15 protein-coding genes are annotated in these 17,576 nt (G+C 55.6%); 7 read left to right on the top strand and 8 right to left on the bottom strand.

The window, feature by feature from the left end; all coding sequences use genetic code 11:
* Positions 1–178: 178 nt before the first annotated feature.
* A complete protein-coding gene (locus H7R58_RS05080; protein WP_106930895.1) occupies positions 179–745 on the bottom strand; it encodes a hypothetical protein in 567 nt (188 codons plus the stop codon).
* A 278-nt stretch (positions 746–1,023) separates the two neighbouring features.
* Between H7R58_RS05080 and H7R58_RS05075 the strand changes: the two genes are divergently transcribed.
* The 3 genes from H7R58_RS05075 (at position 1,024) to iutA (ending at position 4,778) form a co-directional block, all read left to right on the top strand.
* The gene (locus H7R58_RS05075) at positions 1,024–1,602 is read left to right on the top strand and encodes a TetR/AcrR family transcriptional regulator (RefSeq protein WP_182934639.1); all 579 of its coding nucleotides are present in this window, start codon (positions 1,024–1,026) and stop codon (positions 1,600–1,602) included.
* A gap of 45 nt (positions 1,603–1,647) precedes the next feature.
* Entirely contained in the window at positions 1,648–2,124 is a 477-nt protein-coding gene (locus H7R58_RS05070) for a nuclear transport factor 2 family protein (protein ID WP_106930899.1), read from the top strand.
* Between the two features lie 458 nt (positions 2,125–2,582).
* Positions 2,583–4,778: a ferric aerobactin receptor IutA gene (iutA, locus tag H7R58_RS05065; RefSeq protein ID WP_413774317.1), complete on the top strand. Its 2,196-nt coding sequence runs from the start codon at positions 2,583–2,585 to the stop codon at positions 4,776–4,778.
* Positions 4,779–4,922: 144 nt separating this feature from the next.
* On the opposite strand, the gene urtA is transcribed toward iutA, so the two are convergent.
* The 5 genes from urtA to H7R58_RS05040 all read right to left on the bottom strand — a co-directional run bounded on the left by urtA (position 4,923) and on the right by H7R58_RS05040 (position 13,123).
* Positions 4,923–6,194 (bottom strand): urea ABC transporter substrate-binding protein, encoded by a 1,272-nt coding sequence (gene urtA / locus H7R58_RS05060; protein WP_106930903.1) that lies wholly within the window; start codon positions 6,192–6,194, stop codon positions 4,923–4,925.
* A 64-nt stretch (positions 6,195–6,258) separates the two neighbouring features.
* Positions 6,259–6,966 carry a GntR family transcriptional regulator gene (locus H7R58_RS05055; protein ID WP_182934638.1) on the bottom strand — a complete coding sequence of 236 codons (708 nt, stop codon included), beginning with the start codon at positions 6,964–6,966 and terminating at the stop codon, positions 6,259–6,261.
* The gene (uca, locus tag H7R58_RS05050; RefSeq protein ID WP_182934637.1) at positions 6,956–10,594 is read right to left on the bottom strand and encodes an urea carboxylase; all 3,639 of its coding nucleotides are present in this window, start codon (positions 10,592–10,594) and stop codon (positions 6,956–6,958) included. Before uca ends, H7R58_RS05055 begins: the two co-directional genes overlap by 11 nt.
* Complete coding sequence (gene atzF / locus H7R58_RS05045) at positions 10,587–12,389, bottom strand: allophanate hydrolase (protein ID WP_182934636.1); 1,803 nt, start codon at positions 12,387–12,389, stop codon at positions 10,587–10,589. Before atzF ends, uca begins: the two co-directional genes overlap by 8 nt.
* A 191-nt stretch (positions 12,390–12,580) precedes the next feature.
* Positions 12,581–13,123, bottom strand: coding sequence for a GGDEF domain-containing protein (locus H7R58_RS05040; protein WP_182934635.1), 543 nt, complete (start codon positions 13,121–13,123; stop codon positions 12,581–12,583).
* On the opposite strand from H7R58_RS05040, the gene H7R58_RS05035 reads away from it, so the two are divergent.
* Complete coding sequence (locus tag H7R58_RS05035) at positions 13,115–14,095, top strand: IS5-like element ISKpn26 family transposase (protein ID WP_000019445.1); 981 nt, start codon at positions 13,115–13,117, stop codon at positions 14,093–14,095. The two genes, H7R58_RS05040 and H7R58_RS05035, sit on opposite strands and share 9 nt — an antisense overlap.
* Positions 14,077–14,616, top strand: coding sequence for an inovirus Gp2 family protein (locus H7R58_RS05030; RefSeq protein ID WP_227674955.1), 540 nt, complete (start codon positions 14,077–14,079; stop codon positions 14,614–14,616). Before H7R58_RS05035 ends, H7R58_RS05030 begins: the two co-directional genes overlap by 19 nt.
* Positions 14,617–14,671: 55 nt before the next feature.
* Here H7R58_RS05030 and H7R58_RS05025 read toward each other — a convergent pair whose 3' ends face one another.
* Positions 14,672–15,328 carry an ATP-binding protein gene (locus H7R58_RS05025; protein WP_003029581.1) on the bottom strand — a complete coding sequence of 219 codons (657 nt, stop codon included), beginning with the start codon at positions 15,326–15,328 and terminating at the stop codon, positions 14,672–14,674.
* Between the two features lie 28 nt (positions 15,329–15,356).
* Positions 15,357–15,665 (bottom strand): maltose acetyltransferase domain-containing protein, encoded by a 309-nt coding sequence (locus tag H7R58_RS05020; protein WP_003029582.1) that lies wholly within the window; start codon positions 15,663–15,665, stop codon positions 15,357–15,359.
* A gap of 509 nt (positions 15,666–16,174) precedes the next feature.
* Between H7R58_RS05020 and H7R58_RS25595 the strand changes: the two genes are divergently transcribed.
* Both H7R58_RS25595 and H7R58_RS05010 read left to right on the top strand, forming a co-directional pair.
* On the top strand, positions 16,175–16,345 hold the full coding sequence (locus H7R58_RS25595; RefSeq protein WP_077258089.1) for a helix-turn-helix domain-containing protein: 171 nt from the start codon (positions 16,175–16,177) through the stop codon (positions 16,343–16,345).
* Between the two features lie 228 nt (positions 16,346–16,573).
* Positions 16,574–17,497, top strand: a complete 924-nt coding sequence (locus H7R58_RS05010; RefSeq protein WP_003029584.1) for an aminoimidazole riboside kinase — start codon at positions 16,574–16,576, stop codon at positions 17,495–17,497.
* The last annotated feature ends 79 nt before the right edge of the window (positions 17,498–17,576 follow it).

Raw genomic sequence — 17,576 nt, 5'->3', positions numbered from 1 at the left:
AAAGCACTATTTAAGGTAAATTTGACAGTATTAGTATTCATCTTTTAAGACACAGCTCAGGGGAGCTATTTCCCCATCCCGATAGACATTTCAAATCCATCATGATTGGCGGCCAAACCAGAGGGGCCGGAGGCTTCCGTCCCCCAACGCCTGGTCGTTTCAGAAGCCGCCCTTTCCCTCAGATGCAGGGCCCGGTGGCACATCCGTACATCATGTACAGTGGGAACAAAGGGACTAAGGGGATCATGGCGATCTCGCCAAGGGAGCTTAACGTTTTAGTCTTATCATTGATTGATACCACAACGGGCTGTTCTAACCGATACTCTGCAGCCAGTTCTGGCGCGTACGATGAAGACCAAAACCCCGTCGCTTTAAACAAAATACCGAGGCGATCGTTATCAATCTGCACCGCATGATACTGATTGACCAGCTCGGCATGCTGCCCGGCATCCAGTTTGCGTTTATCCACCACAACCACGTATTCCGCCGTCACTTCATGTTGATCGACAACAAAGTTAACCCGCACGCCAGAAGCCTGCTGGTGAAAACGTTCATAAAATGTCTTATAACGCTGATATTCTTGGGGGAAGCCGGTACGAAAAAAACGATAACTGTACTTCGCCGAGCTGGCGATAATGCCGGAGTCAACCGGTTTTACCGCCACAATAGTATCCGTAGGCGGTAAGTTTGGCGCACTGGTACATCCTACGAGCATCACCACCACCAGCAATAAATATTTGATCATTTTCAGCCGTTCCTGTTCGCTATTTTTTCTGTAACATCAAAAGATTGTTTTAACACCTGGAGTACACCTGTCTCTCCCTGTTTAGCACACCGCCGTCCCATTATTAACGCCCAAATTTTTCCTGGCAGCGTGTTTTTTCCGAAAAGCACTTTCCCGCGATTTTTTTTGACTGACTTTTAATTGATTTAAAAGCACTTTTTAAACATCCCCCTCCTCTGCCTAAACATCATCCATGATTAACACTTGATCAGGTAGAACGATCGTTCTACCTTTAAAGCATGAACAGAAAGCCAAGTGACACACGAGAAAAAATCCTCGCCACCGCTGAACAGCTTATCTATCAGAACGGTATCCACGCCACGGGCATGGACCTTCTGGTAAAGACCTCAGGCGTCGCAAGGAAGAGTATTTATCGCTATTTTGCGAACAAGGAGGACGTGGCATCGGCCGCGTTGAATGCGCGTGACGAACGGTGGATGCAGTGGTTCAGAACCGAGTCGGATAAAGGCGAAACGCCTCGGGATCGCATTCTGAACATGTTCACCGTTCTGAAAAGCTGGTTTGAGTCCGAAGGCTTCCGCGGCTGTGCCTTTATCAACACAGCCGGAGAAGTGGGAGACCCGGACGATCCTGTTCGCCAGATAGCAAAAATGCATAAGCAGAAACTGCTGGATTACACGATCGCGCTCTGCGAGCAGCTGCACGCAGAACACCCTGTCGTTCTGGCCAGACAGCTGCTGATGTTGATCGAGGGGGCAATCACCATGACATACGTGATGGGCGATCGGAACGCCGCTGACGACGCACGGAACGTGGCAAACGTTTTGCTGGAACGGCTCTCGGCCGGGCCTGAGTAACGATTAGGGCGATTCCCTAAAACCGACACGAACAGGAATTTTACCATGACTGACACACCCGTACGTCCGCCGCTTCCGCCCTTCACGCTGGAAACGGCCATTGAGAAAGTCCGTCTGGCTGAAGACGGCTGGAACACCCGCGACGCGGCAAAAGTCGCGCTGGCTTACTCGCTGGATACCCAATGGCGTAACCGTACCGAATTCGCGAGTCATCGTGAAGAAGCCGAAGGGTTCCTCGCGCGTAAGTGGAAAAAAGAGCTCGAGTACCGACTCATCAAAGAGCTGTGGGCGTTTGGTGGAAACCGTATCGCCGTCCGTTACGCTTACGAATGGCATGATGACTCAGGTAACTGGTTCCGTTCTTACGGTAACGAAAACTGGGAGTTTGAGGCCGACGGTCTGATGAAACGTCGCTTCGCATGTATCAATGACATGCCAATCAAAGAAAGCGAGCGCAAATTCTTCTGGCCACTGGGGCGTCGTCCTGACGATCACCCAGGCCTGTCTGACCTGGGTCTGTAATGCCTTGAGCTATCACGAGTAAGGCCCGCCACATCCGTCGTGACCGGGCTTTACTCAACCCGTCGGCTTCATCGGCCGGCCGTTTTACCCTCTGCTCATTGCTCGCACGCAAATTCAGGGGACACAGCCCCTTCAACATTTTCATTCTTCTCTTTAAACGTGCGACGGGCGAGGTTCCCTCCTGCCTGGCGTTAACACGCATATAAATTTTTTAACAAAAATCGAAACAAATGTTGATAATGAGAAACATTATCTGCAAAATTCTCATTATCACGCCTAATGCATTCTGGACGAGCCGCAGACGCTCGCTGGAAGTGATTTGCCCCCACTCAGGAGATCGCCGTCAGATTCAGCGACGCCGCGGTATCCGGGAAAACTGCAGCGCTACGCTGCTTCTTTAACTCACGGAACGCATTTTTGGGCCGCCCTTTATCGGCCCATGCGCAGGAATGATGATGATGACGATCAAAAAGAGCCTCTGGGCGCTCAACCCTTTACTTCTCGCCATGATGGCACCCGCGGTGGCGCAAACTACCGATGATGAAAGCATGGTGATCTCCGCCAACCGTAGCAACCGCACGGTAGCGGAAATGGCGCAGACCACCTGGGTGATTGAAAACGCCGAACTGGAGCAGCAGATACAGGGCGGTAAAGAGCTCAAAGATGCGCTGGCCCAGCTGATCCCCGGCCTTGACGTAAGTAGCCAGAGCCGCACCAACTACGGCATGAACGTACGCGGTCGCCCGCTGGTGGTGCTGATTGACGGCGTACGCCTCAACTCTTCGCGCACCGACAGCCGCCAGCTGGACTCCATAGACCCCTTCAATATCGAACATATTGAAGTCATCTCCGGCGCGACCTCGCTGTACGGCGGCGGCAGTACCGGTGGCCTGATTAATATCGTGACCAAAAAGGGCCAGCCGGAAACTCAGGTGGAGTTTGAAGCCGGTACGAAAAGCGGCTTCAACAGCAGCAAAGATCACGATGAACGCGTTGCCAGCGCCGTTTCAGGCGGCAACGATCATATTGCCGGACGGCTGTCGGTGGCGTATCAGAAGTTTGGCGGCTGGTATGATGGCAACGGCGATGCCACCCTGCTGGATAACACCCAAACCGGGCTGCAGTACTCCGACCGTCTCGATGTGATGGGTACCGGCACGCTGAATATCAATGAAACGCAGCAGCTACAGCTAGTGACGCAGTACTATAAAAGCCAGGGAGACGATGACTACGGCCTGAACCTGGGGAAAGATTTTTCTGCCCTCACCGGTAAAAGCAAACCGTACGTCAGCAGCGGCCTCAGCTCCGACCGTATTCCCGGTACCGAACGCCACCTGATGAGCCTGCAGTATTCCAACAGCGATTTCCTCGGCCAGGAGCTGGTCGGTCAGGTTTACTATCGCGATGAATCCTTGAAGTTCTACCCTTTCCCGAGCGTGGATAAAAACTTCAACCTGACAAGCTTCTCGTCATCGCAGCAGGACACAAACCAGTACGGCGCGAAGCTAACGCTCAACAGCACGCCGTTGGACGGCTGGCAGCTCACCTACGGACTGGATGCCGATCACGAGCGCTTCACCTCTAATCAGATGTATTTCGATAAGCAAAAGGCCAACGCCTCCGGCGGCTTAAACAACCAGCAGATATACACCACCGGACGCTACCCGAGCTACGATATCAGCAACCTGGCCGCGTTCCTGCAGTCGAGCTACGATATCAACGAAATCTTCACCCTCAGCGGCGGCGTGCGCTACCAGTACACCGAGAACCGCGTCGACGATTTCGTGGGCTACAACGAGCAACGTTTAATTGCCGACGGCAGCGCCCGTTCCGCCGACGCCATTCCCGGCGGCTCAACCGACTACGATAATTACCTCTTTAACGCCGGTCTGTTAGTACACCTTACCGAGCGCCAGCAGACGTGGTTTAACTTCTCTCAGGGCGTCGAACTCCCGGATCCGGGTAAATACTATGGTCGCGGGCAATACGGAAAGGCGGTGAACGGCCATCTGCCGCTGGTGAACAGCGTCAACGTCGACGACAGCAAGCTCGAAGGGATCAAGGTGAACTCCTACGAACTCGGCTGGCGCTACACCGGCGACAACCTGCGCACGCAGATCGCCGCCTACTACTCGTTGTCCGACAAAAACGTGCAGGCGAATAAAGATCTGACCATCAGCGTGGTGGACGATAAGCGCCGCATCTACGGCGTAGAGGGCGCGGTGGATTACTTTATTCCAGACAGCGACTGGAGCGCCGGGGGGAATTTCAACGTACTGAAAACCGAATCAAAGGTGGACGGCAGCTGGCAGAAATATGACGTGAAGGTGGCGAGCCCGTCGAAAGCGACGGCCTACATCGGCTGGGCACCGGACCCGTGGAGCCTGCGCGTGCAGAGCACCACGTCCTTTAAGCTGAGCGATGATGCAGGTAATGAGATTGATGGCTACACGACGGTCGATCTGCTTGGCAGCTATGCGTTGCCGGTAGGGAAACTGAGCTTTAGCATTGAAAACCTCTTTGACCGCGACTACACCACCGTCTGGGGACAACGCGCGCCGATGTACTACAGCCCGGGCTATGGCCCTGCCTCGCTGTATGACTACAAAGGCCGTGGCCGGACGTTTGGGATGAACTACTCAGTACTGTTCTGATATGAGAAGCCCTGGGGAGGCGTTGGCAGGGAAGATCTGAAAATATCTTTGATGACTGTACGTTAACCCTCCCCCTCTCCCCCTCGGAGAGAGGGTCAGAGTGAGGGGGGCAGACACTCGGCCCCCCTTATCCGCGAGCGAACCTTACTTACCGCCCGTTTTCACCGGCGTATCCGGCTTCTTATCGTTACCGGCAATGTACGGGCTCCACGGCTGGGCACGCACCGGTTTATCGGTGTTCCACACCACGTTAAACTGACCGTTCTCTTCGATTTCGCCGATCATCACCGGCTTGTGCAGGTGATGGTTGGTGGCATCCATCGTCAGGGTAAAACCGCTTGGCGCATTGAAGGTTTGCCCCGCCATCGCCGCGCGCACTTTATCCACATCGGTGGTGCCCGCTTTTTCAACCGCCTGTGCCCACATATGGATACCGACATAGGTCGCTTCCATCGGATCGTTAGTCACCACCGTATCCGCATTTGGCAGCTTATGTGCTTTGGCGTAGGCGCGGTAGTCGGCGACAAACTTCGTATTCACCGGATTGCTGACGGACTCGAAGTAGTTCCACGCCGCCAGATGGCCGACCAGCGGTTTGGTATCAATCCCGCGCAGCTCTTCTTCACCCACGGAGAACGCCACCACCGGCACGTCGGTCGCTTTAATACCCTGATTCGCCAGCTCTTTGTAGAACGGTACGTTGGAGTCACCGTTGATGGTGGAGATCACCGCCGTTTTCCCGCCAGCGGAGAATTTTTTGATGTTGGCAACGATGGTCTGGTAGTCGCTATAGCCGAACGGGGTATACACCTCTTCGATATCTTTATCCTGAACCCCTTTCGAATGCAGGAACGCGCGCAGAATCTTGTTGGTGGTGCGCGGATAGACGTAATCGGTCCCCAGCAGGAAGAAGCGCTTCGCGCTGCCGCCATCCTCGCTCATCATGTACTCCACCGCCGGAATCGCCTGTTGGTTCGGCGCCGCGCCGGTGTAGAAGACGTTTGGCGACATCTCTTCCCCTTCGTACTGCACCGGGTAGAACAGCAGGCCGTTTAGCTCTTCGAATACCGGCAGCACCGATTTACGCGAAACCGATGTCCAACAGCCGAACACCACAGCGGCTTTGTCCTGAGTCAGCAGCTGGCGCGCCTTTTCAGCAAACAGCGGCCAGTTGGATGCCGGATCAACCACCACCGGCTCCAGCTTCTTGCCCAACACGCCGCCCTTGGCGTTGATTTCATCAATCGTCATCAGCGCCACGTCCTTGAGCGGCGTTTCGGAAATAGCCATCGTGCCCGACAGGGAATGCATAATCCCCACTTTAATGGTGTCTGCTGCGTACGCCTGCAAAGAGAAGCCCATGCTCAAAAAGGTGGCCGACAGGGCAAATGCTTTCAGTAAAGAACGTCTTTTCATGACCAAAACCCCTAAACGATATTGAGTGATAAATGTGCCCCAGCAAAATGGGGCGGAACCACAGCTACGGTGAAACGGGTTGCAAACGGGCCTGCTGAAGCCGGTGTAAGGTTATTTTTCTGACCTCGGCTTTACTCTGGGAAATATGCGCAGTGAGGATCCGCTGCGCCTCTTCCATCTGCTGTTGCGAAATCGCCTCAAGAACCTGGGCATGTTCGCTGTAGGTGGCATCGACCCGGTCCTCGCGAGTAAAGTCGAGGTGGCGGATGATGCGCATTTTCTCGGTCAGTTCCACATGCACGCGGACCATTTCGCTGTTGCCCGTGGCACGCACCAGCGCGGTGTGGAACGCTTCATCCTGACGTGATAGCGCCTTGCCCGGCGCCATCTGCGGTGCGTCGCACCAGAAGGCCAGCAGCGGCGTCAGATGCTCACGCCTGGCCTCAGCCGACATCATGCACAGGCGCTTCACCGCCTCCATCTCAAGGACAATGCGAAAGTCGTACAGCGCCTCAAAATAGGTAAAATCGAACGGTTTTACCTGCCAGCCGCTGCGCGAATACACCTGCACATAGCCTTCATGCTCGAGCCAGAACAGCGCCTGACGCACCGGCGTCCTGCTCGCCGCCATGCGCTCGGAAATTTCGTTTTCGCTGAAGTGCTCGCCCGGCATCAACCGGAAATCAAAAATGTCGTTTTTCAGCGCCAGATAGATTCGCTCAGCTAACCCGGCCTGGCGTTTCTTGCCCACGCAGTCGTTATCATTCGTCATAGACGGCCTCCTGCTCGAGCCACAGCAGCGCGTCGCCGGGGCTGACCGGACGCCCCGGCTGACAGCCGATACGTTTAACGACCCCCGCCTGCGGCGCGTGAATAGCCAGCTCCATCTTCATGGCTTCGACGATGATCAGAGGCTGCCCTGCGTCTACTGCCTCACCCGGGGCCACCAGCACTTTCCAGATATTGCCGTTCATATCGGCGGTCACCGCCAGCGCGCCGTCATCCAGGGTGACGTCCTCGATCGGTAGCGGACTTTCAATCACGGCCTGCTGCTCGTCGAGCTGCCAGCGCGCCACCTCTTCCTCAAACGCGGCGGACTGGCGCTGGCGGAACTGGGCAATATCCTCAGCATGAGCATCGAGGAAGCGCAGATGTTCCTGGAAGTCGAACGTCGTCTCTTCAATACGAACTGCCGCGCGCCCTTCACGGAAATCGTCGCGCAGCCGATCCAGCTCCGTCTCGCTGACCGGATAGAAACGGACCTGGTCAAAGAAGCGCAGTAGCCACGGTTCACCGGCGCTGAACTGCTCGTTTTTGAGGAATTTATTCCAGATAGGCAATGTGCGCCCCACCAGCTGGTAGCCACCCGGCGAGTCCATGCCGTAAATGCACATATACATGCCGCCAATACCGACGGTACCTTCCGCAGTGAAGGTGCGCGCCGGGTTATATTTAGAGCTCAGCAGGCGATGGCGCGGATCGACCGGCACGGCGCACGGCGCGCCAAGGTAAACATCGCCAAGGCCAAGAATCAGATAGCTGGCGTCAAAGATTGTCTCCTTCACCGCCTCACGGCTCGCCAGCCCATTGATACGCTGAATAAAATCAACGTTATTCGGCAGCCACGGCGCGCTGGCGCGGACGGTATCGGCGTAGCGGCTCACGGCGTCCAGCGTCGCGCTGTCCTCAAACGCCATCGGCAGATGCACAATACGCGACGGCACCTTCATCTGGCTGACATCACCAATACGCGCTTCCTGCTCCAGCAGCAGCGCCACCAGCGCCTGTTGGCTGATTTCGCGGCTGTCGTAACGCACCTGCAACGAGCGCACGCCGGGCGACAGCTCTTTAATGCCCGGATGAGCCAGATCGCGCAGATGCGCCATCAGTACGTGAACCCGCAGGCGCAGCGCCAGATCCAGCACGTTTTCACCGTACTCAATCAGGATGTAGTTATCTCCGGCCTGGCGATAAACAATGGCCGGCGACGTAGCGCTGGCTGGCAGAGAAACCAGCCCGGCGGCAGAAACGCCGTCACGGTCGGCCAGCGACGGCACCGGAAACGCGGGCAGCGCGGTGGTTTGCAGCGTTTCGATGCTGCGATCCAGCGCATTTTCACGCGCCACCGCATCTTCCACGCTGATGGGGTAAAAACGGATACGATCGCCCGGCTTCACCTGCCCCACTTTCCACAGCTCGGCTTTGGCGATCGTCACCGGGCAGACAAAACCGCCAAGGCTGGGGCCATCGCGGGTGAGGATCACCGGGAAGTCACCGGTGAAGTTGATGGCCCCGATGGCGTATTCGCAGTCGTGCACGTTGGACGGGTGAAGCCCCGCCTCGCCGCCGTTGGGCCGTGTCCAGCTCGGCTTCGGGCCCACCAGGCGCACGCCGAGGCGGTTGGAGTTGTAATGAACCTGCCAATCGCTGGCAAAAAATGCGTCAATCGCTTCCTGGGTGAAAAAGTCCGGCGCGCCGTGCGGCCCGTAGAGCACGCCAATCCGCCAGATCTCCCCGTAGCGTGGGATCAGCGCCGGCGACAGCGCCCTGGCCTCGCTAATCGGCGCAGGCGTGGTGCAGGCGGCGAGCTCAGGACGAGAAATCGGCAGCTGATCGGCCACCTTCAGCGTGCGCCCGGCGTGTCCGCCAAACTGCCCCAGCGCGAAGGTGGAGCGGCTGCCGAGATACTCCGGCACGTCGAAACCGTTGCGCACCGCCAGATAGCCTCGACAGCCGGTCTGTGCGCGCCCGAGCGTCAGCGTTTGCCCGGCCCTGACCGCTACCGGCTGCCACAACGCAACGGCCTCGCCATCAAGCTGCGCCTGGCAGTCCGCGCCGGTCAGAGCAATCAGTGCATCGCTGTGGAAATGCAGTACGGGCCCCTGAAGCGTAAATTCCAGCCCCGCCGCCGATTCATGGTTGCCGACAATGCGGTTGGCCAGGCGGAAGGCAAAATCGTCCATCGGGCCTGACGGCGGTACGCCGATATCCCAGTAACCCTGACGGCCGGGGTAATCCTGTATGCTGCTCCAGGTCCCCGGCTGAATCACCTCAACCACCGGCGACTGCGCCACCACGCCGTCGAGCATACGCGTCCATGCCGTACCGTCGACAAAGGCATCGCTGGCGGTAATCTGCCGCAGGTAGTCAAGGTTGGTGGCAATGCCGTGCAGGCGCGTGGCGTTCAGCGCCGTGCGTAGCTTCGCCAGCGCGGCTTCGCGGGTGTCGGCGTGCACAATCAGCTTGGCGATCATCGGATCGTAAAATGCAGAGACTTCGCTGCCGGTGGTCACGCCGGTATCAATCCGCACGTCGTCCGGAAACACCACTTCGGTGAGAATGCCGGGGGCGGGCTGGAAGTTTTTCAGCGGGTTTTCGGCGTAGATGCGCACCTCGATGGCCGCACCCTGCGGTGCCTGAGCCAGCCGCGCCCAGTCGATGGATTCATCAGCCGCCACGCGCAGCATACACTCCACCAGGTCCAACCCGGTCACGCTCTCGGTCACCGGATGCTCAACCTGCAGGCGGGTGTTCACCTCAAGGAAATAAAAGGCATCCAGCGCGGCGTCGTAGATGAACTCAACCGTGCCGGCGCTGCGATAGTTGACCAGTTTGCCTAACTGCACGGCGGCGTTGAGCAACGCGGTGCGGGTAGCGGCTGGCAGGTTCGGCGCGGGCGTTTCTTCCACGACTTTCTGGTTGCGGCGCTGGAGTGAACAGTCGCGCTCGCCGAGCGCCACCACGTTGCCTTTGCCATCGCCAAAAATCTGCACTTCGATATGGCGCGCGCGGTCAACGCAGCGCTCGACGAATACGCCCGCATCGCTAAAGAACTGCTCACCCAGGCGGCGCACGCTCTCCCAGGCCTGCGCCAGCGCTTCGGCGTCCGCGCAGCGCGTCAGGCCAATACCGCCGCCGCCGGCGGTACTTTTTAACATCACCGGGTAACCAATTTGCTGCGCAGCGGCCAGCGCCTCATCAAGCGAGTTGAGCAGTCCGGTGCCCGGCGTCATCGGTACGCCCGCCTGAGCGGCCAGCTCGCGAGCGCGGTGCTTCAGACCAAACTCGCCAATCTGCTGCGCGGTCGGACCAATAAAAACAATCCCCGCACGATCGCAGGCGTCGGCAAACGCCAGGCTTTCCGAGAGAAAGCCGTAGCCAGGCCAGATGGCCTGCGCCCCGCTTTCGCGAGCGGCGGCAATAATGCGCTCTATTTTCAGGTAGCTGTCGCTCGCTTTCTCGCCGCCCAGCGCCAGGGCGATGTCGGCCTGCTTCACGTGCTCGGCGTTTTTGTCGGCATCTGAGTAAACCGCGACGCTGGTGATCCCCAGACGCTTCAGAGTACGGATGGCGCGGCAGGCAATTTCACCACGGTTAGCAATCAGGACAGTGTTAAACATGGTCGTTCTCCTTGCGGGCAATCCAGTGGCGCCAGCCCTTGAATTCGGTAATGTCCACGGCGTCGTGCAGCGCTGCCGGTTCACAGATAAAGCCTTTTACCCAGCGGCCGTCGCTAAGCTCCAGCGACCCCATCCCCAGCGGGGGCGGGATTTCCGCGACAAATTCACCAAAGCGCGCCAGCGGGATATCCCACAGCTCGACCTCTATCGCCGCACCGGCGGCATCGCGCGCAATGCCCGGCTTCTGCGGCTGGGTGTTGGCCAACGCAAACAGGCGGTAGTGCGGCGCGGTCTGGGTTGCTTCGACAAACGCCGCGCATCGGGTCGTTAGCTGGAAGTTAAGCGGCATGCCGCGCAGGTGCGCGCCAACGACCGCCACGCGGACGTGCTGTGCGGAGAGCGGCAGCGTGCCTGCGTTCTGGCTGAGCGACTGCCCGGTGGCGCCCAGCGGCAGCGCCAACTGCTGTTGCCAGCGCAGGCCAAACGCCGCCAGCGCGCGGTCGTGCCATGCCGGGGCGATCAGCGTGATGCCGGCAGGCAGGCCATCGGCGCGCATCGGCGCGGGCAGCGCCAGGGCGGAGAGATCGGCCAGGTTGGTGAAGTTGGTGTAGGTGCCGAACTGCGAGTTAAAGCGAATCGGCTCCTGCTGCATCTCGGCAAGGGTATGGATGGTGGGTGAGGTCGGAACAACCAGCGCATCGACCTCAGCCAGCGCGCGCTGGATTTTTTGCGTCAGCTCGGCGCGCAGATATTCCGCCTTGAAGGCCTCTACGGCGCTGTAGTTCAGCCCGGCGGAGATAATGCGGTGAACGGTAGGATCCATCTGTTCAGGGTGTTGCAGCATCTCGCCGACCGCCGCGGTACGTTCGGCTACCCACGGCCCCTGGTATAGCTGTTCCGCTAGCTGAGAGAAGGCTGAGAAATCAATGGGCTTGAGCGCTACGCCGCTTTCACGCAGCACATCGAGCGCCCGTTCCCAGGCGGCCTGCGCCTGCGTATCACCGAAGAAGTTCAGTACGTCAGGCACGGCAAACACCGGCTGAGCCGGAAGGGCGGCTGGCACGGTCGCCGGATGGACGCGGGAGTAGGCGTCTTCGGCATCGTAGCCGCCTGCAAGGGTGGCAACGGTAAAAGCATCATCCACCGTCAGCGCAAAGACCGACAGCGTGTCGTTCAGGCGGCAGGCAGGAACCACGCCTTTTGCCGACAGCCAGCCTTTCGTCGGCTTGAGGCCGACAATATTGTTGAACCCCGCGGGCACGCGCCCGGAGCCGGCAGTATCCGTACCCAACGCGAACGGTACCAGACCGCGCGCCACCACGGAGGCCGAGCCGGAGCTGGAGCCACCGCTGACGTAGTCGGGGTTAAAGCTATTCACCACCGCGCCGAACGGTGAGCGGGTGCCCACCAGCCCGGTGGCAAACTGGTCAAGGTTGGTTTTGCCAATCACGATGGCGCCAGCGGCTTTCAGTCGGGCCACCGCCGTGGCGTCTTCCCCGGCAACGTAGGCAAATACCGGGCAGGCCGCGGTCGTCGTCCAGCCCGCGACGTCGACGTTATCCTTCACCGCAAAGGGCACACCAAATAAGGGCAGCGCGTCAGGATCCTCCCGGTAGAGGGGAAGCAACGCGTCCAGCTGCGCCCACAGCTGCTCGTCATTGGCGATCGCCAGCCACGCGTTGTCATCTGTCGCCAGCGCCTGAATATGCGTCTGTAAGAGAGTGAAAACCGCTTCGCTATTTTGTCTGATATCGCGACGCCAGCCGTCCAGCGTTTTTCCAGTCATTAATGCCATCGTTGAATTCCTGTTGGTATACAAGATGGAATTCAATTAGCAAGGGCTGTGCCAGATGTTTAATTCACTGTAATGTAAGGAATTAAAATAAAAACGATTTTCATATTAATGTTAGCGCGCACCATCAAAGAACATTTACGAGCAATGACAGTGCACTATCTATTGTAAAAATTAATACATTGAACTCGACATCAGAATATTAAATTATGATGATAGACCGCTACCCTGTTTCTTCCCTGACGTTTCGCCGTATATAACGCACTGTCTGCCATGTGCGCCAGTTCATTGGCTAAAAGTGTATTTTCACGGGTACTGGCAATGCCAAGACTTAATGTAATCTTTTTTGGAAAATCATTTCCGGTCGATTCAGGCGTGGCTATTTCAACATGACGACGCAGGCGCTCGGCAATGATCGTGGCTTTGTGCATATCGGTATTTTGTAAAATAATGGCAAACTCTTCACCGCCAATCCGCGCGACAATATCGTGCTGACGCACCGTGTTCATCATCATCTGCGCCAGATGAATAATGACCCGGTCGCCCTGCAAATGGCCGTAGGTATCATTAATGTTCTTAAAATGGTCGAGATCGCAAAAAATCAGGCTTACCGGCTGGCCGGGTGAAGCCCAGGCAACGATTCGGCTGAGTTGCTCATAGGGAAGGTGCGAACAAGTTCCTGATATGAGATCATCATATTCATCCGGAGCGCATCCCAGAGGGACATCATGAGCCATCAACTCACCTTCGCCGATAGTGAATTCAGCACTAAGCGCCGTCAGACCCGAAAAGAGATTTTCCTCTCCCGCATGGAGCAGATTCTGCCATGGCAGAATATGACCGCTGTCATCGAGCCGTTTTATCCCAAGGCGGGCAATGGCCGACGGCCCTATCCGCTGGAGACCATGCTGCGTATTCACTGCATGCAGCATTGGTACAACCTGAGCGACGGTGCCATGGAAGATGCCCTGTACGAAATCGCCTCCATGCGCCTGTTTGCCCGATTATCCCTGGATAGCGCCCTGCCGGATCGCACCACCATCATGAATTTCCGCCACCTGCTCGAGCAGCATCAACTGGCCCGTCAATTGTTCAAGACCATCAATCGCTGGCTGGCCGAAGCAGGCGTCATGATGACCCAAGGCACTTTGGTGGATGCCACCATCATTGAGGCACCCAGCTCTACCAAGAACAAAGAGCAGCAACGCGATCCGGAGATGCATCAGACCAAGAAAGGCAATCAGTGGCACTTTGGCATGAAGGCCCACATTGGTGTCGATGCCAAGAGTGGCCTGACCCACAGCCTAGTCACCACCGCGGCCAACGAGCATGACCTCAATCAGCTGGGTAATCTGCTTCATGGAGAGGAGCAATTTGTCTCAGCCGATGCCGGCTACCAAGGAGCGCCACAGCGCGAGGAGCTGGCCGAGGTGGATGTGGACTGGCTGATCGCCGAGCGTCCCGGCAAGGTAAAAACCTTGAAGCAGCATCCGCGCAAGAACAAAACGGCCATCAACATCGAATACATGAAAGCCAGCATCCGTGCCAGGGTGGAGCACCCGTTTCGCATCATCAAGCGGCAGTTCGGCTTCGTGAAAGCCAGATACAAGGGGCTGCTGAAAAACGATAACCAACTGGCGATGTTATTCACCCTGGCCAACCTGTTTCGGGTGGACCAAATGATACGTCAGTGGGAGAGATCTCAGTAAAAACCGGAAATAACGCCAGAAATGGTGGAAAAAATAGCCTAAATAGGCTGATTCGATGTGTTTGCGGGAAAAAAATCGGCCCAGATCCGCGAAATTTTAATCAGCGAGTCAGCTTGGGAAGAAATGACCTGCTTATTCGCACCTTCCCTAACGGCAAAAGAATATATCCAAACCGTGTTCGTCATGTTTGGGCACGGGAGTTTTCCGAAGAAGGAAAATGTCACTTTCACCTTGGTCTTTTTTTTAATAAAGATGCTTATTACCATTTAGGTGATTATGAGGCTGAAAGAAATTTAAGGATGATGATTGTAAGAGCATGGTATAGCGCACTGGGATTGGAACTGGATGATTATCCGGGATTGGTTCACTACCCTGAAAATTGTCGTTATATTTTAGACGTCAATGATTTTAACTTTGAAGGAGAATACAATAAATTACTGAATCGTCTCGACTACCTAGCTAAACTCGATACAAAAGCATATGGAGATGGCGACCGTAGCTTCGGCTGCAGTCGCGGGTAATTTATTTTTTACAGCAATGGCCTTTCTTATGGATGGAAAGGCCAGACCTTATATATCAAGAAGATGGTGAGCGATAAAGTATTGTTTTCAAGTAATCATCTGTTGCAGTAAACTCAGGGAGTTGGCCACTCATGGCCTGTGTTAGTGGAATAATCTTTGTCCTGACTCCCATCCCCCTGAAATCAACGTAACCATAATCACGTAAGACTTCCATAATAATCGTATTGCGTGGTGATCGCTGACCTGTAACCATCTTTTCAATCGACATCGAATTATTCAGCGCCCCTGGGCTAATAACTTCAAATCGATTGCTATACAAGCCAATCTCTATCTCAACAAAGCGTGTCCAGTCACGATGAGCCAGTGCATTTACAACAGTTTCGCGAATAGCTTCCAGTGGATAATACCAGGTTGTTTCCCGACGTAGATGCGTATCGGGTAGAGGGGCCTCTGAAGTGATAAAGGGCATGATAGTTGACATCAAACGCTCAATCAATCCACCATCGATCAAAGCCTTTCCGGCTTCCTCAGTATCAAAACGCCCAACCATTGGACCATCCAGAATATCATCGAGTAACGGTTGGTACTCCTTATCCTCGCTGGCAAACGCAAAGACTCGGATATCTGGTCGATGCGAGAGTTCAACCATTTTGATTTTGAACTCAACGGGATAATTAGGGCTTTTTTTACGCACTGTGGTTAATGATTTCATGGATAGTGTCCACCATATTTGGTGTCCACTATCCTCTCAGGAATTTCAGGATCTGCCAGACGGTGCTGAGACGACGCTTACGAATGTTATACCCCCTGCTGCAGTGGAAAGACGTGGTGACAGATACCCCTTCCCCACATTCAGGCAGCAACTCTTTCATCAGTAGCAGGCGGGAATCAATATGAGCAGGATCGGTGTGGTTAAAACGATGAAGGAGCGATTTTGTCCGCAAAGAATCCGCTTTTATGGCGGGTTCAGCAGGGAAAAAGTAATCCCCATCTTTAAGACGGACACGTTCCACCCTGGTATCAGCGCAGGGCGGCAATTTATCATTCATTAATTCTGTTTCCTCCGTATGCAGCGTGGAGCCTTTCCTGTTACCGGTTTTATCCGGATGTATGCTGTCCCGTGAAGTGGCGGGCAAACTCACTTCTAAAAAATTACGGCCAGATCTTGTCATGCCTATCACAAAGTATCATAACCGAGCATTGTGTAAAGATGAAAACCGTCAAATTGAGCGCAATCGAGCTGCATGATATGATCAGAACCCTACTAAATCAGAAGTATTGGGTATGAGATTACTTTTGAGGAAGCACGTAAATGAAACGAGTGGTTCTGTTTTCATGTGGGAGCGCTTGTCGCTCCCTGAATAGTCCATGTGACAATGAAGATTAAACAGCATCATAACCAGCATGATGCCGTTGCATTTCTTGCATATCGGCAGACTACATCAGAACCCGGTAACCTTGGATGCTGGGATAATGGCAGAGAAGAGGCACTTACTGTATCTACGGTAAAAAGCGGTTTTGTCGATGAAGTTTTAAAGGAAACCCTCCAGAAACGCTGATGAAATTGCGCAGTTTCGCTGGCCTGATGCGACAACAACTCGCCAGTAGAATGGGTATTTCTTACAAATACCTGCGCAGCATAGAAGCAAACCCATCCAGAGCGAGCATTACTACACTTAACCATTATGCCAAGAAGTGTGGTGTTAAAAGCCCTTTGATTTATCTGTAAATAAGATAAAACATGATAATTTCATCAAGTTGCATGGTAATTTATCCAGGATCCATTTGTGTCCAGGACGTAAGTCTTCACAGCTGTCGAATCAATTCTATTTCGTAAGGCGGCTCACGTTTTTATGCCCTGAGCAGTGCTTTTCCGGCTGGAACTTTCCCCCACTCATTCACTGTGATTTAATATGCTAAACCGGTTTAATTAAGTTTAGCCTTGGAGGGTTTTAGCATGAAAGCAAAAGTTTGGGTTCTGGGCGACGCAGTGGTGGACCTGCTACCGGAGAGTGAAGGGCGCTTGCTACAGTGCCCTGGAGGCGCGCCGGCTAACGTGGCGGTAGGGGTTGCCCGCCTTGGCGGCAACAGCGGATTTATCGGCCGCGTCGGCGGTGACCCGTTTGGCCGCTACATGCGTCATACCCTGCAACAGGAGCAGGTCGACGTCAGCCATATGTATCTTGACGATCATCACCGCACGTCCACTGTGGTGGTCGACCTTGATGACCAAGGTGAACGCACCTTTACCTTTATGGTACGCCCCAGCGCTGACCTGTTCCTGGCTGAAGAAGACCTGCCACAGTTTGCCGCCGGACAGTGGTTGCACATCTGCTCCATCGCGCTCAGCGCCGAGCCCAGCCGCAGTGCTACCTTCGCGGCTATGGAGAACATCAAACGTGCCGGTGGCCGGGTGAGCTTTGACCCTAATATCCGCCTGGATCTCTGGCAAGATCAGAACCTGTTGCACGCCTGTCTCGACCGCGCCCTGCGTCTGGCGAACGTGGTGAAACTGTCCGAAGAAGAGCTGATACTCATCAGCGGGAGTAATGATATCGCGCAGGGGATCGCCAGCATCACTGAGCGTTATCAGCCTGAATTACTGCTGGTGACTCAGGGTAAAGCGGGCGTCATCGCCGCATTCCAGCAGCAGTTTATCCATTTCAGCGCTAAACCGGTTGTCAGCGTGGATACCACCGGTGCGGGCGATGCGTTTGTCGCCGGACTGCTTGCCAGCCTTGCTGCCAACGGGATGCCGGCGGATATCAATGCCCTGGAGCCAACGCTCGCTCTGGCGCAAACCTGCGGTGCCCTGGCAACCCTGGCGAAAGGCGCGATGACTGCCCTGCCATACCAGCGCGATCTACACCGCCAGATTTGATCCTAAATACCGTCGTACGCGGTCCACTTTGTTGCATCCATCACACTTATTAAACCGGTTTAGCAAAATCAATTTCAAA

The organism is Klebsiella sp. WP4-W18-ESBL-05, from assembly GCF_014169075.1.
GTDB lineage: Bacteria > Pseudomonadota > Gammaproteobacteria > Enterobacterales > Enterobacteriaceae > Kluyvera > Kluyvera ascorbata_B.
Note: the sequence above shows the minus strand (reverse complement) of the source record. Positions and strands in the feature narration are given on the sequence as shown.